At 67.4% G+C, this 19,187-nt stretch carries 20 protein-coding genes and 1 tRNA gene; 14 read left to right on the forward strand and 7 right to left on the reverse strand.

Annotation, left to right across the window (positions count from 1 at the left end; genetic code table 11):
* Positions 1-108: 108 nt before the first annotated feature.
* The 3 genes from G6016_RS00325 to G6016_RS00335 all read left to right on the forward strand — a co-directional run bounded on the left by G6016_RS00325 (position 109) and on the right by G6016_RS00335 (position 2,257).
* Positions 109-342, forward strand: coding sequence for a hypothetical protein (locus tag G6016_RS00325; protein ID WP_182630726.1), 234 nt, complete (start codon positions 109-111; stop codon positions 340-342).
* A complete protein-coding gene (locus tag G6016_RS00330; RefSeq protein WP_187354186.1) occupies positions 278-643 on the forward strand; it encodes a type II toxin-antitoxin system PemK/MazF family toxin in 366 nt (121 codons plus the stop codon). The genes G6016_RS00325 and G6016_RS00330 overlap by 65 nt, the downstream gene beginning before the upstream one ends.
* 303 nt (positions 644-946) lie before the next feature.
* The gene (locus tag G6016_RS00335; protein ID WP_182630742.1) at positions 947-2,257 is read left to right on the forward strand and encodes an MFS transporter; all 1,311 of its coding nucleotides are present in this window, start codon (positions 947-949) and stop codon (positions 2,255-2,257) included.
* A gap of 138 nt (positions 2,258-2,395) precedes the next feature.
* Here the strand turns inward: G6016_RS00335 and G6016_RS00340 are convergent, their stop codons facing one another.
* A complete protein-coding gene (locus G6016_RS00340; protein WP_182630728.1) occupies positions 2,396-3,097 on the reverse strand; it encodes an HAD family hydrolase in 702 nt (233 codons plus the stop codon).
* Between the two features lie 74 nt (positions 3,098-3,171).
* Here G6016_RS00340 and G6016_RS00345 point away from each other — a divergent pair, with 74 nt between their 5' ends.
* A complete protein-coding gene (locus G6016_RS00345; RefSeq protein ID WP_182630729.1) occupies positions 3,172-4,161 on the forward strand; it encodes a TIGR03557 family F420-dependent LLM class oxidoreductase in 990 nt (329 codons plus the stop codon).
* A 174-nt stretch (positions 4,162-4,335) separates the two neighbouring features.
* Here the strand turns inward: G6016_RS00345 and G6016_RS00350 are convergent.
* Positions 4,336-4,408 (reverse strand) — tRNA-Arg (locus G6016_RS00350).
* A gap of 108 nt (positions 4,409-4,516) precedes the next feature.
* Here G6016_RS00350 and G6016_RS00355 point away from each other — a divergent pair.
* The 8 genes from G6016_RS00355 (at position 4,517) to G6016_RS00390 (ending at position 12,477) form a co-directional block, all read left to right on the forward strand.
* Positions 4,517-6,652 (forward strand): bifunctional copper resistance protein CopD/cytochrome c oxidase assembly protein, encoded by a 2,136-nt coding sequence (locus G6016_RS00355; RefSeq protein ID WP_241729614.1) that lies wholly within the window; start codon positions 4,517-4,519, stop codon positions 6,650-6,652.
* A gap of 167 nt (positions 6,653-6,819) precedes the next feature.
* Positions 6,820-7,407, forward strand: a complete 588-nt coding sequence (locus tag G6016_RS00360; RefSeq protein WP_182630730.1) for a single-stranded DNA-binding protein — start codon at positions 6,820-6,822, stop codon at positions 7,405-7,407.
* A gap of 101 nt (positions 7,408-7,508) precedes the next feature.
* Positions 7,509-9,182: an energy-dependent translational throttle protein EttA gene (gene ettA, locus G6016_RS00365; protein WP_182630731.1), complete on the forward strand. Its 1,674-nt coding sequence runs from the start codon at positions 7,509-7,511 to the stop codon at positions 9,180-9,182.
* A gap of 5 nt (positions 9,183-9,187) precedes the next feature.
* On the forward strand, positions 9,188-9,664 hold the full coding sequence (locus G6016_RS00370; RefSeq protein WP_338403457.1) for an acyl-CoA thioesterase: 477 nt from the start codon (positions 9,188-9,190) through the stop codon (positions 9,662-9,664).
* Positions 9,661-10,122 carry an acyl-CoA thioesterase gene (locus G6016_RS00375; RefSeq protein ID WP_182630732.1) on the forward strand — a complete coding sequence of 154 codons (462 nt, stop codon included), beginning with the start codon at positions 9,661-9,663 and terminating at the stop codon, positions 10,120-10,122. Before G6016_RS00370 ends, G6016_RS00375 begins: the two co-directional genes overlap by 4 nt.
* Positions 10,119-10,604: a thioesterase family protein gene (locus G6016_RS00380; RefSeq protein WP_182630733.1), complete on the forward strand. Its 486-nt coding sequence runs from the start codon at positions 10,119-10,121 to the stop codon at positions 10,602-10,604. The genes G6016_RS00375 and G6016_RS00380 overlap by 4 nt, the downstream gene beginning before the upstream one ends.
* Positions 10,605-10,627: 23 nt before the next feature.
* Positions 10,628-11,284 (forward strand): DUF8185 domain-containing protein, encoded by a 657-nt coding sequence (locus G6016_RS00385; RefSeq protein WP_182630734.1) that lies wholly within the window; start codon positions 10,628-10,630, stop codon positions 11,282-11,284.
* A complete protein-coding gene (locus G6016_RS00390) occupies positions 11,281-12,477 on the forward strand; it encodes a DNA methyltransferase (RefSeq protein WP_182630735.1) in 1,197 nt (398 codons plus the stop codon). Before G6016_RS00385 ends, G6016_RS00390 begins: the two co-directional genes overlap by 4 nt.
* A gap of 15 nt (positions 12,478-12,492) precedes the next feature.
* Here G6016_RS00390 and G6016_RS00395 read toward each other — a convergent pair whose 3' ends face one another.
* Genes G6016_RS00395 through G6016_RS00405 form a run of 3 tightly spaced genes read right to left on the reverse strand, consistent with a single transcriptional unit; the run spans position 12,493 to position 15,239 of the window.
* Positions 12,493-13,236, reverse strand: a complete 744-nt coding sequence (locus G6016_RS00395; protein ID WP_182630745.1) for an SDR family NAD(P)-dependent oxidoreductase — start codon at positions 13,234-13,236, stop codon at positions 12,493-12,495.
* A gap of 21 nt (positions 13,237-13,257) precedes the next feature.
* A complete protein-coding gene (locus tag G6016_RS00400; RefSeq protein ID WP_182630736.1) occupies positions 13,258-14,808 on the reverse strand; it encodes a glycoside hydrolase family 13 protein in 1,551 nt (516 codons plus the stop codon).
* A 35-nt stretch (positions 14,809-14,843) separates the two neighbouring features.
* Complete coding sequence (locus G6016_RS00405; RefSeq protein WP_182630737.1) at positions 14,844-15,239, reverse strand: globin; 396 nt, start codon at positions 15,237-15,239, stop codon at positions 14,844-14,846.
* A gap of 113 nt (positions 15,240-15,352) precedes the next feature.
* Between G6016_RS00405 and G6016_RS00410 the strand changes: the two genes are divergently transcribed.
* Both G6016_RS00410 and G6016_RS00415 read left to right on the forward strand, forming a co-directional pair.
* The gene (locus tag G6016_RS00410) at positions 15,353-16,246 is read left to right on the forward strand and encodes a hypothetical protein (RefSeq protein WP_182630738.1); all 894 of its coding nucleotides are present in this window, start codon (positions 15,353-15,355) and stop codon (positions 16,244-16,246) included.
* Between the two features lie 143 nt (positions 16,247-16,389).
* Positions 16,390-17,088 (forward strand): HNH endonuclease, encoded by a 699-nt coding sequence (locus tag G6016_RS00415; RefSeq protein WP_182630739.1) that lies wholly within the window; start codon positions 16,390-16,392, stop codon positions 17,086-17,088.
* 73 nt (positions 17,089-17,161) lie between these two features.
* Here G6016_RS00415 and G6016_RS00420 read toward each other — a convergent pair whose 3' ends face one another.
* Both G6016_RS00420 and G6016_RS00425 read right to left on the reverse strand, forming a co-directional pair.
* Positions 17,162-18,595 (reverse strand): hypothetical protein, encoded by a 1,434-nt coding sequence (locus G6016_RS00420; protein WP_182630740.1) that lies wholly within the window; start codon positions 18,593-18,595, stop codon positions 17,162-17,164.
* 113 nt (positions 18,596-18,708) lie between these two features.
* Positions 18,709-19,187 (reverse strand): ERAP1-like C-terminal domain-containing protein (locus tag G6016_RS00425; protein WP_182630741.1); only part of this gene is annotated, 479 nt, incomplete at its 5' end.

The raw sequence follows: 19,187 nt of genomic DNA on the forward strand, positions 1-19,187 counted from the left end.
GACCAGACCGAGTGAACCATTGTCGCTGGCAGCAGCGGTGGAATCAGTACATCGAGGTGCGCCTCGCGCTCGCGCGAAGTGACTTACATTCAGTGTTTCATTTGTCGTATGGCAGACACGGTTACCTTCCGGCCAGACGAGGAAGCAGCTCGAGCACTCGAGGCGTTGACGCGCGATGGGACTTCCGTCTCCACTGCGGTCCGGTTTGCTTTGATCGACGCGGCCCGTGAACGCGCCCGGGCGGCGATCCGGGCAGAGGCCGAAGCGCTGGCTGCCGATGAACAAGACCGTGCCGAAGCGGCCCAGGTACTGCGGGATATGGACAGTTTGCGTGCGTGGTGAGGTGTATCGCCTGCGGGAACCTCGCGATGTCAGGGGGAGTGAGCAGGCAGTTCGTCGATGTGCGGTAGTCGTCCAGTCGGTCCAGCTCCCGCTCTCGACATGGCTGGTGGAGCCCACGTCCACCTCGGCCCGCTCCGCGAGTTTTCGGCCCGAAGTTCAGATAGACGGGCGAACGACCCGCGTACTGGTGGAGCAGACCAGCGCAGTCGACCCGTCTCGGCTCGGCGACAGTGTCGGCCGACTGACCTTCGACGAACTGCGGAAAGTCGGGGCAGCCCTCCGGCTCATCCTCGAACTGTAGACCGGCCACAATATCGGCGCTCGGACGTGGAGTGATGGGTCAAATACTGGCAATGAGCACGGAGTGTTGCCTCGAGCCAGGCTGGTGGCATGTCAGCTCATCACCCTCGCCACGTCATTGCTGCGGTCGAGATGTTCTTCCAGTCGGATGTCGCACTCAGAGGATAGGTTCAAAGGCGTGAGCACCCCGGAGTCCGAATCCTCGCCCGCGAACGTATCCGCGGCGTTGTCGTCGTCGTCAAATAATCATTCGGCGGCCACCTCCCCACGTCCCGCTGCGCGCGGCCAGGTCACCGCCTGGGCGATGTGGGACTGGGGTTCGGCGGCGTTCAACGCGGTGATCGTCACCTTCGTCTTCTCCGTCTATCTCACCGACTCGGTGGGCAAGGACCTGGAGGAGCCATTCTCGGCGGCCACGTGGCTGTCCATATCGATCGCGCTGGCAGGCCTGGTCATCGCGCTCACCGCGCCGGTCATGGGGCAGCGCGCCGATCGTGGCGGGCGCCGACGCCGATCACTGGCGCTGTGGACGTACCTGACCGTCGCGATCATGCTGGCGATGTTCCTCGTCGACTCCGGCTCGCCCAACCCCTGGTTCTGGGTGGGGCTGGTGCTGCTCGCGGTCGGATCGATCACGTTCGAGTTCGCCGAGGTCTCGTACTTTGCGATGCTGCGGCAGGTCTCCACGCCGGCCACGGTCGGGCGCGTGTCCGGGTACGGCTGGGCGATGGGCTACTTCGGCGGCATCTTCCTGCTGCTCGCGGTGTTCCTGGGCTTCATCTCCGGCGACGGCGACACCCGCGGCATGCTCGGCATCCCCGTCGACGGCGGGCTCAACGTGCGGCTGGTGTGTCTGGTCGCCGCCGTGTGGTTCGCGGTGTTCGCGCTGCCGGTGCTGTTCAAGGTGCCGGAGAACCGCGCGAAAGATCTGAACGACGACGACAACACCCCCAGACCCGGATTCATCGAGTCGTACCGCATCCTCTGGGCCGACCTGAAGGCGCTGTGGCGACGCGATCCGCGGACGGTGAAGTTCCTCATCGCCAGCGCGATCTTCCGTGACGGACTGGCGGGCGTGTTCACGTTCGGGGCGATCCTCGCGGTGACCGTGTACGGACTCGCCCCGGGCGACGTGCTGATCTTCGGCGTGGCCGCCAACGTCGTGGCCGCACTCGGTGCACTGGCGGCAGGATTTCTCGACGACCGCATCGGCCCCAAGGCGGTGATCATCGGCTCGCTGGTCTCGATGCTGGTAACCATGACCGTGCTGCTGTTCGTCAGCGGCACCACCATGTTCTGGATCTTCGGGCTGCTCATGTGCCTGTCCGTGGGCCCGGCGCAGTCGGCGTCGCGCTCGTTCCTCGCGCGACTGGTCCAGCCGGGAAGCGACGGCCAGATGTTCGGCCTGTACGCCACCACCGGGCGCGCTGTCTCGTTCCTCGCGCCGGCCATGTTCGCCGTGTTCACGGCTATCTTCGCCACCGACCGCGCGGGCATCGCCGGCATCGCACTGATCCTGCTGATCGGGATGCTCCTGCTGCTGCCAGTGCGTACACCCTCGCGTGACGAGGCCGGTGAGCACTGGGCCCAGGATCCCTCGACGCCGTCGGTCTGACGCCCCCGGTAGCGCCGTCGCTGATGGCCCCGGGCGGCACCTGGCGCACGTACCCCGGCCGCCAGGAGTCGCTCCGTAAGCGGTTGCGGGAAAGCTATCTGGAAAATCGCTGCGCTGACTCACCCCGAGGGGCGTGACTCACATCTTGCGGGGGAGGCGGTCGAGGAGCTCCAGTACCGCGGCGGCGTCGTCGGCGATGTCGGAGAAGCCCGCGGCCCGAAGTTCGTCGTCGCCGATCCCTCCCGTGCGCACCGCGATCGAGCGGACCCCGAGCTTCGTTGCCGCGATGGCGTCCCAGGTGGCATCGCCGACCATGATCGCGTCCGTAGCGTCGACGCCCGCGCGGTCGAGGGCGATGCCGACAATGGTGGGATCCGGCTTGGCTTGGTCCACGTCCTCGCCGGTAGTCACGGCGTCCACGAACTCGTCCACGTCCAGCAACTCACGCGCCTCGCCGAACTCGGACGGCGGCGCAGACGTGGCCAGGACCGTGGTCCACCCGCGCTGATGCGCTCCACGCACGAGCTCGCGCGCCCCCGGAAGCAGCCGCAGCGAGTTGGCGGCCTCGGCGTAGTAATGGCTGTGCAGCTCCTTTGTCCGGCTCGCGATGTGGTCGCGAGCCGCCTGGTCGTCGATGCCGGCTACCTCGAGGAGTTCGGCGACGAGCGTGGCGCCGTCCTTTCCCACACGGCGGTGTACCTCCACGTGGGGCACGGTGGCACCAGCTTCGTCGAGTGCGCGATGCCACGTCGATACGTGCACGTACGTGGAGTCGACCAAGGTGCCGTCCACATCCAAAAGCAGGGCGCGGCGGCGGGTGCGGGAGTCCGGATCAGCCATGCCTCGACCGTGCCCGCGCGGGCGGGCGAGGACAACCGGTGGCGGCGGACGGGCGGCGGGCGCACCCTCGGTCCATGACACGCTTCGGCTACACCCTCATGACCGAACAGTCCGGGCCCAAGGAGCTCGTGCGTTACGCTGCAGCCGCTGAGCAGGCGGGATTCGACTTCGAGGTGGCCTCCGACCACTACTTCCCGTGGTTGTGCTCGCAGGGGCACGCGCCGTACGTGTGGAGCGTGCTGGGCGCGGTTGCGCACGTCACCGAGCGCGTCGACCTGTGCACGTACGTGACCTGCCCGATCCTGCGCTACCACCCGGCCGTGGTCGCGCAGAAGGCCGCGACCATGCAGATCCTGGCCGACGGGCGGTTCATGCTCGGGATCGGCTCCGGCGAGAACCTCAACGAACACGTGGTGGGGCAGGGCTGGCCCGCACTCGACGAGCGTCACGAGATGACCGCCGAGGCGCTGGAGATCATCCGCGAGCTGTTCGACGGCGGACTCGTCACCTATTCCGGGGAGCACTTCCGTGTGGACTCGGCCCGGCTGTGGGACCTGCCAGAGACCCGCGTGCCAATCGGTGTGGCGGCGGGCGGGGAGAAGGCGCTGACGCGGCTGGGTCCGCTGGCCGACCACCTCATCGCCACCGAGCCCGAACCCGCGTACATCGACGGGTGGAACTCGATGGACAGTCGGCCGCGGATCGGTGACGGTGCCCGGGCGATCGCGCAGATCCCCATCAGTTGGGACCCCGAATCGGAGACGGCGGCGATCGAGCGCGCGCACGATCAGTTCCGATGGTTCGCCGGCGGCTGGGCGGCCAACGCCGACCTGCCCACCACCGCCGGGTTCGCCGCCGCGACGAAGTTCGTGCGGCCCGAGGACGTTGCCGAGCAACTCGCGTGCGGTCCGGACGACGACGCCATCGTGGAGAAGGTGCGGCCGTACTGGGAAGCCGGCTACACGGACATCGCGCTCATCCAGATCGGGGATTCCACGCTCGACCGGTTCCTCGCCGAGGCGGCACAGCCGCTGCTCGCACGGCTGCGAGAGGCAGCTGGCTGAGCTGGCCAGTGTTGGGCGCTGGTTGAGCAGTGAGGCGTGTCGAGAAGCGGGTTTCGCACATTTCTACTCGACCGACGTGTGCGAAACTCTCTTCGCGATGGGTGCTGTGGCACGAAACTGTCGCGCCACCTGAGCCAGGTGGCAGAAATGCGTCCTGAACAGCGAAAACGTGGGCGCCCCCGAGAGGATTCGAACCCCTGACCAGCCGGGTAGAAACCGGATGCTCTATCCACTGAGCTACGGAGGCAAGCGGCGCCCGCGCGAGGCGTCGCCGGAAGAATGGTAGCCGATCGCGGGGGAGAGCAGAGAAGGCGCGAATCGTCGTCCGGGGGTTCGGCTTTCTACGATGGAGGTCATGATGTCGTCGAAGGCCGCCCCTGGAAAGTCCCCGAAGGGGAAATCTGGCCCCGGCAAACCTGCCACCGGCAAGCCCGCGACCGCGAAGGCCGGCGCCGCGAAGGCCGGCAATGGGAGCGCCGCCCCCACCTGGCTCGGGCGACTCGGAGCTCGGGGGGTCATCCTGCTGGTGCTGCTGCTCGCCGCGGTGGCGGTGGCGGTGGTCATCCCGCTGTCGACCATGTCCACCGCAGAAGCGCTCGAGCTGATCGGCGTGCCCGACCCGGGGCCGCTGACCACCGCGGGGCTGCCGGCGGTTCGCGCGATCGGTGAGCTGCTGGCCTCGGTGGCGGTGGGGGCGGCGCTGTTCGCCGCGTTCTTCACCCCGCCGCAGAAGGACAAGACGCTCGATGTGGACGGGTACCGCATGCAGCAGATCTCGTCCTGGGCGAACTTCGCGTGGGCGGCAGCGGCGGCGCTGCTCATCCCGCTGACCCTGTCGGACGTGTCGGGCCGGACCCTGATCGAGTCGCTGCCGCCGGACCAGTGGCTGGTGGCTATCAACCAGATCGACGTGGCGTCCTCGTGGCGCTGGGCCGCGATCATCGCGCTGGTCGCGGCGATCGGCCAGCGGCTCACCCTGACCTGGCGCTGGTCCATCGTCTGGCTGGCGGTGACGGTGCTGTCACTGCTGCCGGTCGCCGCGACGGGCCACGCGTCCGGCAGCACGGCCCACGACCTGGCCACCAACTCGCTGATCATCCACCTGTTCGCGGCCGCGTTCTACGTCGGCGGGCTCGTCGCGGTGATCATCCACACCATGCGCGGCGGCACCCGGGTGGCGTTGGCGCTGCGTCGCTACTCGGTGGTCGCCACCGTCGCGATCGCCGCGCTGGCGTTCTCCGGCCTGATCAACGCGATCGTCCGCCTGCATCCGGCCGACCTGTTCTCCTCGACCTACGGCCTGCTGGTGGTGGGTAAGGCGCTGCTGCTGATCCTGCTGGGGATCTTCGGGCTCGCGATCCGTCGCCGCGTCATCGCCAAGATCGAGACGCGCAACGCCAACGCGCCGGTCGACCGGGCCACGCTGCTGCGGATCATCATGGTCGAGTCGGTGGTCATGGCGGGCACGATCGGCCTGTCGGTCTCGCTCGGCCGTACCCCGCCGCCCGCGCCGTTGTACGTGCCGACGAGGCAGGAGGCGCTGCTGGGCTTCGAGCTGCCGGGGCCGTTCTCGTTCGAGACGGTCTTCGGCCTGTGGCGCTTCGACCTTGTCCTGGGGCTGGCCTCGGTGGTCCTGCTGGGCCTGTACGTGTGGGGCCTGATCCACCTGCATCGCCGCGGCGACAGCTGGCCGCCCGGTCGCACCGCGTTCTGGGTGGCCGGCTGCGTGATGCTGTTCGTCACCACCTCGTCGGGCATGGGGATGTACATGATGGCGGACTTCGCCAGCCACATGGTCGGCCACATGATCATCTCGATGCTTGTGCCGATCTTCCTCGCCCTCGGCGGGCCGCTGACCCTGGCACTGCGCGCGCTGCCGGCCGCCGGCCGCGGCAACCCGCCGGGACCGCGCGAGTGGATCGTCGAGTTCATCAACAACCCGATCTCGCGATTCCTCACGCATCCGATCGTGGCGTCGATCCAGTTCGTTGCCGGCTTCTATCTTGTCTACTTCGGCGGGTTCTACGAGACGCTGGCCTCCGAGCATCTGGGCCACATGTTCATGAACGTGCACTTCCTGATCTCCGGCTACCTCTTCTACTGGGTGATCATCGGTGTCGATGCGGCGCCGCGGCAGTTCACGTCGATGTACATGATGATGGTCCTGCTGTCCTCGCTGCCGTTCCACGCGTTCTTCGGCATCCTGCTCATGAACTACCCGACGGTCCTGGCGGAGAGCTGGTACTCGGGGATAGGGCTGCCCTGGATTCCTGATCTTCTGCAGAGTCAGCGGGTCGGTGGCGGCGTCGCGTGGGCGATGGGGGAGATCCCTCTGTTCATCGTCATGATCGCACTCGGCTTCCAGTGGTATCAGAGCGATATGCGGGAGGCGCGGCGCTCGGAGCGGCAGGCCGATCGTGACGACGATGCCGAGCTCAAGGCCTATAACGAGATGCTCGCGCAGATGGCCGAGGGGGACCGCCGGCACTGATCGTGCCCACCTCGTCGTCGTCGTAAAAAATCTTTTCACACCGTCCGTCCCTGTCCACAGGGACGTCACCGCAGGCGGGTGGAAAGAGATATGACGACGACGACATCGTGCACTCTTCCTGACAGGAGACCGACGCCCGGTCGGTCCCGATGAGGCAGGAGAGTCCCATGTACGAGACCCAGACGACCGTCCGCGGCACCATCATCACCGATCCCGTCACCCGGCGCGTGGGCGACGACGAGGTGTTCAGCTTCCGCGTCGCCAGCAACACCCGCTACCAGGACCGCACGACGGGGGAGTGGAAGACCGGCGGCACGCTCTACTTCTCGGCGAACTGCTGGGGCAAGCTCGTGCCGCGCACCTCGGGGCGGCTGTTCAAGGGCGACGCGGTGATCGTGCAGGGCCGACTTCTCACCAATGAGTACGAGAAGGAGGGCCGCGTCATGCGTGACCTCGAGATGCGGGTCGGTGCGATCGGGCCGGACATGGCGCGGATGGACGTCACCGCCAAGAAGGTCAGGCACGAGTCGAACGGTCCCGATGCCGGTGACGGCGGGGTCCGGGGCGCTGATGGTCTCCGCGCGGTCGACGGTCCCGATGCCGAGGCGATGGCGGTCGGGTCGGTCCCGGCCGGCGGACACCCACTGGCCGCGGGCCTCGATTCCCCGGGACTGCGCGGTCTCGACGACGTGGACCCGGAGCTCGAGGACGAGGACTCCGAGCTGGAGCAGTTCGCGGGCGCCTCGACGGCCTGACCGCTGTGCGCGCCGGGCCGCGGGCAGCCACGTAACATGGGGGTCGTGCCCGCGGCCCATCCGCGGCGATACGGACTATATGCGCAGGTGAGAGGGCAGAAGTGGCCGAGTTTATTTACACCATGAAGAAGGTTCGCAAGGCGCACGGGGACAAGGTGATCCTCGACGACGTCACGATGGCCTTCTACCCCGGTGCGAAGATCGGCGTCGTGGGGCCCAACGGCGCCGGTAAGTCGTCCATCCTCAAGATCATGGCCGGTCTCGACCAGCCGTCCAACGGTGAGGCGTTTCTCGACCCGGAGGCCACCGTCGGCATCCTCATGCAGGAGCCCGAGCTGGACCAGAGCAAGACCGTCAAGGAGAACGTCGAGGACGGCCTCGGCGAGACCATGGTCAAGCTGCGTCGGTACAACGAGGTCGCCGAGGAGATGGCGACCAACTACACCGACGAGCTCATGGAGGAGATGGGACAGCTCCAGGAGCACCTGGACGCCGTCGACGCCTGGGAGATCGACTCCCAGATCGAGCAGGCCATGGACGCCCTGCGCTGCCCGCCGGGAGACGCGCCGGTCACCAACCTCTCCGGTGGCGAGATGCGCCGCGTGGCGCTGTGCAAGCTCCTGCTGAGCAAGCCCGACCTGCTGCTGCTCGACGAGCCCACAAACCACCTGGACGCCGAGTCCGTGCTCTGGCTGGAGCAGCACCTGGCCACCTACCCGGGCGCCGTCATGGCCGTGACGCACGACCGCTACTTCCTCGATCACGTGGCGCAGTGGATCTGTGAGGTCGACCGCGGCAAGCTCCACCCGTACGAGGGCAACTACTCCACCTACCTGGAGAAGAAGGCCGAGCGACTGGAGGTCCAGGGCAAGAAGGACCAGAAGCTGCAGAAGCGCCTCAAGGCCGAGCTCGAGTGGGTCCGCTCCGGCGCCAAGGCCCGGCAGACCAAGTCCAAGGCCCGTCTCGCCAAATACGAGGAGATGGCCGCGGAGGCGGAGAAGATGCGGAAGCTGGACTTCGAGGAGATCCAGATCCCCACCCCGCCGCGCCTGGGCAATGTCGTGGTGGAGGTCAACGACCTGAAGAAGGGCTTCGACGACCGGGTCCTCATCAAGGACCTGTCGTTCACCCTTCCGCGGAACGGCATCGTCGGCGTGATCGGCCCCAACGGTGTCGGTAAGACCACGCTGTTCAAGACCATCGTGGGACTCGAGGAGCCGGACGCCGGCACCGTGAAGATCGGCGAGACGGTCAAGCTCAGCTACGTCGACCAGAACCGCGCCAACATCGACCCCGAGAAGTCGGTGTGGGAGGTCGTCTCTGAGGGCAACGACTTCATCGAGGTCGGCCAGAACGAGATGCCCTCGCGTGCCTACGTCAGCGCCTTCGGGTTCAAGGGTCCGGATCAGCAGAAGAAGTCCGGCGTCCTGTCCGGTGGTGAGCGCAACCGCCTCAACCTGGCCCTGACCCTCAAGGTCGGCGGCAACCTGATCCTCCTGGACGAGCCGACAAACGACCTGGACACCGAGACCCTCGGCAGCCTCGAGAACGCACTCGAGGACTTCCCGGGCTGCGCCGTCGTGATCTCCCACGACCGCTGGTTCCTCGACCGCACCTGTACCCACATCCTCGCGTGGGAGGGCAACGTCGAAGAGGGTCAGTGGTATTGGTTCGAGGGCAACTTCGAGGGCTACGAGAAGAACAAGGTCGAGCGCCTCGGCGCCGAGGCCGCCCGCCCGAGCCGCGTCACCCACCGCAAGCTCACCAGGGACTGAACACGGTGTCAGCCCCCACCACAGCGGATTCCAGCGGAGCCGGCCCCGTCGCCCAGAGCGACGGGGCGGGACCCGTGCACCGCGTCCGACTACCCCTGCGGATCTCCGACTACCTTGGTTCGCACGTCAACAATGTGCGCTACCAGGAGTTCTCCCAGGAGGCCCGGCTCCTGTGGTTCCGCGAGAAGTTCGACGTCCCCGGTTCCCGGGTGCCGATCGCACTGGCGCGCTGGATGGAGATCGATTTTCGTCGCGTCATCGGAATGGGCGTGCCCGACGTGTGGGTCGACGTCCAGGTGCTGAAGGTGGGGCGGACGTCCTACACCATGCGCACCTCGATCGGCACGGAGTCGGTAGGCGAGGAGCCCTGCGCGGTCGTCGACACCGTCCTGGTGGTGGCGGCAGCGGACGAGGTCACGACACTGGAGATCACCCCCGAGGAGCGGGCGGCGCTGCTCGGCGGTGGGGAGGAACAGGCATGAGTGGAGGCGCGCACGACCCGGCGGCCGAACCGTTCCGCTGCACCCTGCAGGTGCGGTGGGCGGACTTCGACCAGATGGGGCACGTCAACAACGTCAAGTACATCGAGTACGCGCAGGAGGCCCGGATCCTGTTCATCCGGAGCCGATTCAGCCCGTTCGGGCTCGGCAACCTCCCGCAGGTGGTGCGTCGGACCGAGATCGACCACCTGCGGCCCGTGCTGCGGGATTCCACCACGGTCGACGTGGTGATCGAGGTCGAGCACGTGGGCACCACCTCGTATCAGATCCGGCAGACCATCTACGATTCCGCCGGCGAGGTCTGCTGCACCCTTCGAGTGGTCATGGTCGCCTTCGACACCTCCACCTCTACGTCCGTTGAGATCCCCTCCGGGGTGCGGAACGTCCTCGAGGCGGCCAAACAGCGGGCCGCGATCACCGAGCAGGGAGCCGCGACGTGACCGAGCAGTTGATCTTCGAGACCGGCGGCGTTCTCGGCGCCTCGGGCGAGCCGGGGGCGCGGGTCTTCACGGCCGCGATGCCGGTGCGCTGGTCCGACCAGGACCTCTATCACCACGTCAACCACGCTCGGATGATCACGCTCATCGAAGAGGCGCGCATCCCGTGGCTCTTCGAGGAGGGGCTGCCCACGGCCACCCTCGCAGCGGGTGCGGTGATGACCGACCTCGAGGTGAAGTACCGCGGCCAGGTCAAGCACGCCGACGGCCCGATCCGTGTGCGGATGTGGTGCGAGAAGGTCGGCGGTGCCCTGTTCGTCGCGCGACACGAGGTGCGCGGACGCCACACCCCGGACACCGAGCCCCCGGCGGTGGAATGCACTGCGCGGATCGCTGCATTCGACCTGCAGACCCAGCGGCCGCGACGCTTCACCCCGGCCGAGCGTGACTACCTGCTGGAGTTCCGGCACCGGGATGCCTCGTGACCGTGCCGGGCTCTCAGGACGGCATGATTCGCATCCCCGACCCCGCGGACCGCGATGACCTACGGACACTGCTCCGGCGGATCCTTCGCCTGGACGAGGCGGCGGTGGTCCGGCTCACCGAGGCCGGTGACGGTCGCATGCGGGTGTGGTCCCGCACGCCATTCGGCGCCCTGGTCGTCCGCGTGCTGCGAGGGGACTGCCCGGGCGGTGACGTCGTGTCCGGCGCCGACCATCTGCTCACCGAGTTGGACCTCCTTCCCCGGGGCGACTCCGAGGGGCGGGTCGACCCGGGTATGCCCCTGCTGTCCGCGTGGCAGGGACTGCTGCCGCCCCTCGACGGGTTCGCGCTCGTCGAGGATGTGCCCGCGCAGGTTCTGCTGGATCTGACGGAGTCCGGGCGCACCGTGGCGCAGGAGAACGCCGGCCCTGCCGGGCTTCCACCGTCACTGCTCGATCAGGAGGCGCTCACCGTGCGCGCCGACACCGGCGACCCGCTGGGGATCGACATGCGGACCGTCTTCTCGCTCGTCATGTGCGGCTTCGTGCCCGAGCGCGCCGGCCGCGCCCCGGACGGTGAGCCCGTGCGGGTCAGTGAGCGCGGCGCCTGGATTCGAATCGACGCGCGCTACGGCACGGCCTATCGCCGCACCGACGCCCTCACACTAGAACCGTTGCGGTGACCACTCAGGGCTTTGTCACCAGCTGGCCGGGTCGTGGCACGCCCGCGCGACCAGGTGAGCACGGCCCCGCACCGCGGATCGGTGCAGTGGACCCGGCTACGACCCCGGACTCCGGACCGCGGGGAGCTGTCCTCGTGGGTGATGGCGCCCGCATCGCCGAGGCGCGGCCCGAGCTCGCGCCGCTTGGTCTCGACCCCAGCGGTGCCGCGCAGTTGGTGTACCTCGATCCGCCCTACAACAGGGGCGGCAGTTTCGACGGCTACCACGACAACATGCCCCGGCACGATTGGCTGACCTACATCGAGGCGCGACTGGTGGTGGCTCGGGACCTCCTCGCCGACACCGGAACGCTCTGGGTGCATCTCGACGACGCCGAGGCGCATCGTGTGCGATGCCTCCTTGATGAGGTGTTCGGCGTCGACGCGTTCATCGCGGACCTCACCGTGGAGAGCAACCCGAAAGGGCGGCAGCTCGACCGCTTCTTCGCCGGGTCCCACGACCGGTTGATGGTGTACGCCCGGGATCCCGGGAAAGTGGTGCTCGAGGGAGGAATCGCGGCGGCGGTCGATCCCGCGGACTTCCCGCACGTGGACGCCGACGGGGTCACCTACCGGTTGCTGCCGTTGCGCAATACCAACAAGCGGTTCAACCCGAAGACCACCCCCACCATGACGTATCCGCTCCACGGTGATCCCGAGACGGGCGCGGTTTCCGTGGAGCCTGCGCCGGGGATGCAGGAGATCCTGCCGGTGTTCGGCGATCTCACGCCGGCGGTGTGGCGGTGGTCGCGTGACCGCGCCATCGAGCGCATCGAAGAACTGGTCTGCCGAACCGTCCGCGGCCGCACGGGCCCCCGAGTGGATATCTATCAACGGGACAGGCACGAGGCCGGCCGGATCAAGAAACTCAAGTCCATCTGGTTGTCCCAAGAGGTCGGCTCGACCGACACCGCCCGCGCCGAGTTGCGCGCGGCCGGTGTCGACGGGTTCCGCACTCCCAAGCCGGAGGCCCTGCTGCGACGCATCGTCGAGTTGGCCACCGGTCCGGACGATCTGGTGGTGGACCTGTTCGCCGGGTCCGGCACCACCGCGGTTGCCGCGCGTGACCTCGGTCGGCGCTGGGTCGTCGTGGAAAGGAATCCGGACACGGTCCGGGACGTCCTGCTTCCGCGGCTCGGCCTCAGTGGAGCCTGACCCCAGAGCTGTTGATCAGCGGAGCATGGTGCTGCCGCCGTCGACCATGAGGGTCTGCCCAGTCATGTAGGAGGCGTCGTCCGAGGCCAGGAACACCGCGACCCGGCCGATGTCGGCCTCCGGGTCGCCGAACCGACGCATCGGGGTGCCGGCGAGCAGTTTCTTCTCGATCCCCGGGGTGGCCTCGATGTAGCTCTCGACGCCCTCGGTGAGCGCGAGCGGCGAGATCACGTTGACGTTGATCCCGTCGCGTGCCCACTCATTGGCCGCGACGCGGCTGATCGCGCGGATGGCCTCCTTGGCCGCGGCGTACGCGCCCTGGGTGGGAAGGCCATTGATCCCGGCACCGGAGGCGAAGTTGATCACCGTGCCGCCACGCTCGGACAGCTGGGAATGCGCGGCATTCATGAGCCAGAAGGTGGGGTAGAACCCGGTGTTGAACGACAGGTCCAGGTCGTCCTGGGTGGTCTCCAGCAGCGGTGCCTGCCGTGAGGCATGGGCGTTGTTGACCAGGACGTCGACGCCGCCGAACGCATCGACTGCCGCGGCCACGATCCGCTCGGCGTTCGCCTCGACCGAGATGTCGGCATTCAGGAATCGCACGCTGTCGCCGAGCTCGTCGACCAGTGCGGCGCCCGCCTCGTCATTGATATCCACGGCCAGGACGGAGGCACCCTCCTTGACGTAGGCACGGGTGATGCCGCGGCCGATGCCACCCACCCCACCGGTCACGATTGCCGTCTTGCCCGAAAGTCGCATCGTCACGAGCCCTTCTTCGTCTCAGCGCTTGAGCCACACGGCGGTGTCCGGTGGCACTGTGTCCCCATCCAGCGGTCCCGAGGACAGGACCACCTCGCCGTCGGTGAGCGGCACCGGATGGCGGGACGTGTTGATCATGCACACGATCGGGCCATTCTCGCGGCGGAATTCCAGACACCCGTCAAGTTCGCTGGTCCAGCGCACGTCGGGTGTGGTCGGGGTGGGCCATGATTGCCGGATCTGGATTGCTTTCCGGTACAGCGCGAGCGTGGAATCGGGGTCACTGTCCTGCGCGTCGACGGTCGAGCCCGCCCAGGTTCGGGGCATCGGCAGCCAGGTCTCGTCGCCGGTGGTGAAGCCGTAGGGGGGTTCGGAGCCGGACCAGGGCAGGGGCACGCGGCAGTGGTCTCGGCCCAACTCGGCGTGTTCGGTTCGTTCCCAGGTAGGGTCGGTGAGTCGGTCGTGTGGGATAGAGAAATCGCTCGGCAGTCCGAGTTCGGCGCCGTTGTAGACAAAGGCGATCCCGGGCAGCGCCAGGGTGGCCAGCAGCATCGCGCGGGCCCGCGCCACGCCCACCTCACCGTTGCCGTACCGGGTCACCTCGCGCACGACGTCGTGGTTGGACAGGGCCCAGGTGGGAGCCGAACCAGATGCCCGCGCGGCCTCGAGGGTGTCGTCGATCGCCGTGCGGATCGCGCCCGCCTCAAACGGGGAGCCGGTGAGTGCGAAGTGGAAGGCGAAGTGCAACTCGTCGGGGCGAAGATACTTGGCGAATCTGTCGACCGGGCCGATCCACACCTCGCCGAAGGTGGTGGCGCCGGGATAGTCGTCGACGACCTTCCGAATACGACGGTGGACTGCGTGGACCCCGGGGCGGTCCCATCGGGCGTCCCGGGGGTCGACGACGAGCTGGGCGATCTCCAGGTCGTCGGGCAGGTTTTCAAGCTGGTCGGGCTTGGCCAGACCGTGCGCCACGTCGATCCGGAAGCCGTCCACTCCACGGTCCAGCCAGAATCGCAGTGTGTGCTCGAGATCGTCGGCGATCTCGGGGTTCGACCAGTCGAGGTCCGGCTGCTGCGGGGCGAAGAGGTGGAGATACCACTGACCGGGAGTGCCATCCGGCTCGGTCACCCGGGCCCATGCGGGACCGCCGAACACGGAGGGCCAGTTGTTGGGCGGCTCCGAGCCTTCCGGACCGCGACCGTCGCGGAAGAAGTACCGGGCCCGCTGAGGGCTACCCGGTTCGGCGGCCAGGGCCTCGACAAACCAGGGGTGTTCGGAACTGGTGTGGTTGGGAACCAGGTCCATGATGAGGACCATCCGCCTGGAATGGAGGGCGTCCGCGAGCCGCCGCAGGGCGTCGACGTCGCCGAAAAGCGGGTCGACGTCACGGGGATCGGAGACGTCGTAGCCGTGATCGACTCCGGGCGAGCGCATGATCGGTGAGAGCCACACACCGTCTACTCCCAGAGACTCGAGGTGGCCGATGCGGTCGATAATGCCCTGCAGGTCACCAACGCCGTCGCCGTCCGAGTCCGCGAACGACCGCGGGTAGATCTGGTACAGGACCATGTCTTCCCACGGCCGTGCCGCGTGAGAAGGGGCCTTCACATCGCGTCCGGGGAGTTGATCAACATCGCGGCCGCGCGCCGGAGGTAGTTCACCAGTTCAGCGCGGTGATGGTCGTCCATCGTCTCGCTGTCAATCGTGTCCACGGCGGCCAGCATGTGCTTGAGCCAGGTGTCGTGTGCGGCCTGATCGATCACATAGGGGTGGTGGCGCATCCGTAGGCGTGGGTGCCCGCGCTGCTCGGAGTAGGTCGTGGGTCCACCCCAGTACTGCTCGAGAAACATCCGGAGGCGGTCCTCGGCCGGGCCCAGGTCCTCCTCTGGGTACATCGCGCGGAACTCCGGATCTTTTGCCACGCCTTGGTAGAACTCGTGGACCAGTTTCCGGAAAGTCTCTGCTCCGCCGACCTCGTCATAGAACGTACTGGTGCTCATGTCTCCCATTGTCCAGATTCGCGGCTGAAGAGGTGATGGAGGTCGAGCGGGGGTGTTACGTTCTCGCCCACCAGCTCCCGTGGCCGCACATAGTTCGGATGAGAGGCGATCCCATGAGTAAACGTCAGGCCACGGCCATCATCGCGTTGCTGGCGGTGATCGCCGTGGCGTTGGTGGCGATGTTCGTCTATCTGGTCGGGTTCGGAAACGACACCCAGCAGTCCGGGCAGGCCGAGGGCGAGTCGGCGACGGAGACGTCCGCTTCAGCGGAGCCTGCCGGCTTGGACACCGAGGAATCGATCGCACTACTGGAGGGGGCGGGCATCGATGTCGTCATGGCACCACCGGTTCCCGAGGCTCCCGAACGGTGGGGCGACTATGTTCTGAACGATTCGTGGGACGGTCAGGTTCGCGTATTCGAAGGAAGCGGGGTCGAATCGATTCGTGGCAAAGACGACGGAAGGTTCCCGGCCACGATGAACGGATGCGGTTCGCAGATGTATTTCGTGACGTTCCGGTCGGTCGCAGACCCGGTGCAGTTGGAAGCACAACTGATCAACGCGGTCGACGAGCCGGTGGCGTCGGAGGTCCTCGACAACGGATGGATGCTGGGGACGAACTGTGCCACCCCCTCATTCGCCTTTCATTCATCCGACGCCGAGGGCAATCTCACGGATGTCGCATACACCGTGCACGAGTACCGCCAGTCGTCGGTTGCCCAGGCCACCCCGCCTACGCAGGCGCAGTCACCGGCGGCTTCTCAGTCCGCGCCACCTCAGACCGCGGCTCCGCAGCCTGCAGCTCCGAGTGAACCCACATTCGTGCACTGTGTTCCGGGGCTGTCATCGAACGCGGTCTACAGCGATGGCTCGACACGACGCGATACGCGCTGCCCGGAACAGCGGGCGCTTGAAGCGGAGAGAGTGTGTGGTGGGCTGTACGGCTGGCAGGAGGTGTCGCGTGAGCGCTACATCGAGCTCTGTGGGGTCGAGCCGCCGACCGGGTGAACAGTTCCTGGGCAGTGTGAGATTTAGTCTGCGATAGAGCACGAAGAGTTCACCAAAGGTGCATCATCGTTGCAGGCGAGGTTCATCGAGAGCCCGGTCGCCGATGGTGGACTGGGCTCCGAGAAAACGAGCGGAGATCACACATGGGCACAGCAGTGCGCGAGAACTCGGAGTATCGACAACGGGCGTCACGAAGCCCCGGCCGTCTCGAACCGGTGCCCGATGTCCCCGACGGTGGGACTACGGCTCGCGATGAACGTGCGACGTACAGTACTTCGCAGCGTGGCCACTCCGAACCTTCCGCACACGCCCGCCCCGTCACCCTGTCCGCGGCCCCCAGGGTGCTCCTGCTCAACGCCAGCTACGAGGCGCTCACCGCGCTGCCCGCGCGGCGCGCTGTGGTGATGCTGATCGGCGGCAAGGCCGACGTGGTCCACGATCACCCGACGGAAGTCGTGGTTCGCTCCGTCGAGACGTCGGTGCGGGTGCCCTCGGTGATCCGGCTCCGTGAATACGTCCGGATCCCGTACCACTCCCAGATCCCCATGACGCGGGCCGCGCTCATGCACCGGGACTCACATCGCTGCGGGTACTGCAATGCGCGCGCCACGACCATCGATCACGTGATCCCGCGCAGTCGGGGCGGGGCGCACGGCTGGGAGAACTGCGTGGCCTCGTGCGCGCCGTGCAACCACCGCAAGGCAGACAAGCTCCTGTCGGAACTCGGTTGGGACCTGCGCGTGCCGCTGGTCGCGCCGCGCGGCCGGACCTGGCGTCTGGTCTCGCAGCTTCGGGAGATCGGCCCGCACTGGGAGGACTACCTCTACCTCGACGCCGCCTGAAACCGTCGTCGCCCTGGTCTGCGTTGTTGCCTGGGCAGCCGCCGGTGCCGTTCGGCACCGGCGGCGCGCACGATCACCCGAGGCGGACCCGGTCGACCCCGTTCGAGTCGGTGTCGGTGAAGAACAGTTCGCTGCCGTCCTCGGAGAGGGCGAGTCCGGTCAACCCGTCTAGGCCGGTCTCGATCACGCGGCCGGGTGAACCGTCCCAGTCGAACTCCAGGATCCGGCCCGAGTCGTTGTCGGCGACGAACCAGGAACTCTCCCCTGCGACCAGTCCCGAGGGGCGGTCCACCGATCCGGGGGCCACCTTTTCGGCCGTCGCCTCCCAGACGTAGGAGTACTCCGCCAGGGTCTTTCTCGGCATGATCCAACTGTCACCGGCGGCGTCGATCGCCTCCTGGTTGCCGTGTTCGGCCACCCAGGCGCTGACCGTCTCCGGGTCGTCTCCGTCACCGGGGCCGTCCTCGAGGTGGCTCCAGTCGACCACGCCGGGTCCGTGCTCGCCGTGGCTGGCGGGGGAGTCGTTCCAGTTGGAGACCATGACCTCGAAACGGCCGGTGTCGGGTTGGAATCGGCGGACCGTCCCGGCCCCGGTATCGGAGTAGTACACCCATCCGTCGTGCCGCATCATCCCGCTGGGTACGCCGTCGACGCGCTTGTAGGGAAGGTCGATGTAGCGCTGCGTGACGCCGTCGCCGTGGAAGCCGTTGCCCTCCTGGTGGTCGCGGTTGAAATCTATACGGGCCACGTGTCCGGGCCCGTCACATGATCCTCGGGAGTCGCCGACCCCGCAGCCGTCGAGAACGTAGTAGGCGTTGACCGCATCGTGGACGATCCCTGTGCTGAGCGGATTACCGTGCAGCATGTCGAGGTGGCTGCCTTGGCGGGGCCATGCACACTGGCTGATGCCCTGCGCCCAGTACTCGGCAGGGCACTGGTGCTCCGGGATGTCGTCCGGCGGATCGTGGCTGATGCCCGGCTGCGGCCAGTCATCGAGGTAGGCCTTGTTCTGTCCGGCGAGTGCGAACGTCTCCGGGGAGAACAGGGTCGGGCCCATGAAGTTGTTGTTGCGGAAGTGGGACTCACGCTCGGGGTTGAGGACGAACTCCATGTCCCGGACCTCGTTGTTGGAGTCGTTGGAGATGGCGAAGAACGTCCCGTCCTCGTTGAACGCGATGCCTGAGGGGCGGGCGGTGAAGTGCTCTCCGTACCCGTCCTGGAGGCGCTGGGCCGAATCCGGGTCGTCGAGGTCGATGATGGTCAGCGAGTCGTCACCGGAGTTGGCGATCCAGAGCTCCAAGGTCCCGGGTCGCATCGCCAGTGCGGACGGGGAATCGAGGAGTTCAGAGACCAGGATCGGTTCCGGGGTCAGGGCCTGGGGATCTGATTTCCCGGGTGAAGAACAACCGGTCGCCATGAGAAGTATGACCGCTCCGGCAGCGGTGAGGGCGGTGTAGTGGTGGCGGGGCCGACGTCGACCCCTGTCATCGAATCGGGTGAGGGGCATGTCGAGCCTCTCGGTGGGGAGGCGCGCTCGGAGGCTTCACCTCGTGTCAGACGATTCTGACACGAGGAATCAGGTGTGATTGTGCTTATCCGCGCAGTAAGTGCATGTCTTTGTCAGTCCGCTACTGCGGCGTCGCAGGCGCGGGCGGCGAGTGCACGGACCATGTCCGCGTTCTGCTCGGCGAGGATCCGGCGGAACGCGGACGGACGAGACTCGTCGGCGATCACCGATTCGAAGCGGGACACGGTCTCGGCGTCCACCGCCCACGCCGGGAACAGGCCGTCGGCGACGGTCTGGGACAGGTCGCCGGGCCGTGCCGTCCAGAGCTCGGTGACGCTGTCCAGGTAGCGCTCCGCGATCCCGGTCAACAGGTGCTCATGGCCGGGTAGGTCGATGCCCAGCAGCGTGGCGCGGACGATCGCGTTGGACGGCGCCGCGGGCCCGGTAGACAGGAGCAGCTGCTCGGCCTCCTCCTTGGCCTCGATGGTCGGACGGGCGGCCCGGGCGCTAGCGGCACGCTGAGCGCCGCCGGCGGTGTCATCGGCCGCGAGCTCGGCGTCGATGCGGTCGGCGTCCTCGGCGCCCGCGGCGA

The organism is Dietzia aerolata, from assembly GCF_014144865.1.
GTDB classification, from domain to species: domain Bacteria; phylum Actinomycetota; class Actinomycetes; order Mycobacteriales; family Mycobacteriaceae; genus Dietzia; species Dietzia aerolata.

Coding starts and splice junctions, on each gene's coding strand:
- G6016_RS00340 (WP_182630728.1), bottom strand. CDS start 3,097: ATGGCTGATCCGGACTCCCGCACCCGCCGCCGCGCCCTGCTTTTGGAT.
- G6016_RS00335 (WP_182630742.1), top strand. CDS start 947: ATGTGGGACTGGGGTTCGGCGGCGTTCAACGCGGTGATCGTCACCTTC.
- G6016_RS00330 (WP_187354186.1), top strand. CDS start 278: ATGAACAAGACCGTGCCGAAGCGGCCCAGGTACTGCGGGATATGGACA.
- G6016_RS00410 (WP_182630738.1), top strand. CDS start 15,353: ATGAGTAAACGTCAGGCCACGGCCATCATCGCGTTGCTGGCGGTGATC.
- G6016_RS00375 (WP_182630732.1), top strand. CDS start 9,661: ATGAGTGGAGGCGCGCACGACCCGGCGGCCGAACCGTTCCGCTGCACC.
- G6016_RS00325 (WP_182630726.1), top strand. CDS start 109: ATGGCAGACACGGTTACCTTCCGGCCAGACGAGGAAGCAGCTCGAGCA.
- G6016_RS00420 (WP_182630740.1), bottom strand. CDS start 18,595: ATGCCCCTCACCCGATTCGATGACAGGGGTCGACGTCGGCCCCGCCAC.
- G6016_RS00345 (WP_182630729.1), top strand. CDS start 3,172: ATGACACGCTTCGGCTACACCCTCATGACCGAACAGTCCGGGCCCAAG.
- G6016_RS00415 (WP_182630739.1), top strand. CDS start 16,390: ATGGGCACAGCAGTGCGCGAGAACTCGGAGTATCGACAACGGGCGTCA.
- G6016_RS00355 (WP_241729614.1), top strand. CDS start 4,517: ATGATGTCGTCGAAGGCCGCCCCTGGAAAGTCCCCGAAGGGGAAATCT.
- G6016_RS00405 (WP_182630737.1), bottom strand. CDS start 15,239: ATGAGCACCAGTACGTTCTATGACGAGGTCGGCGGAGCAGAGACTTTC.
- G6016_RS00395 (WP_182630745.1), bottom strand. CDS start 13,236: ATGCGACTTTCGGGCAAGACGGCAATCGTGACCGGTGGGGTGGGTGGC.
- G6016_RS00400 (WP_182630736.1), bottom strand. CDS start 14,808: ATGGTCCTGTACCAGATCTACCCGCGGTCGTTCGCGGACTCGGACGGC.
- G6016_RS00360 (WP_182630730.1), top strand. CDS start 6,820: ATGTACGAGACCCAGACGACCGTCCGCGGCACCATCATCACCGATCCC.
- G6016_RS00385 (WP_182630734.1), top strand. CDS start 10,628: ATGATTCGCATCCCCGACCCCGCGGACCGCGATGACCTACGGACACTG.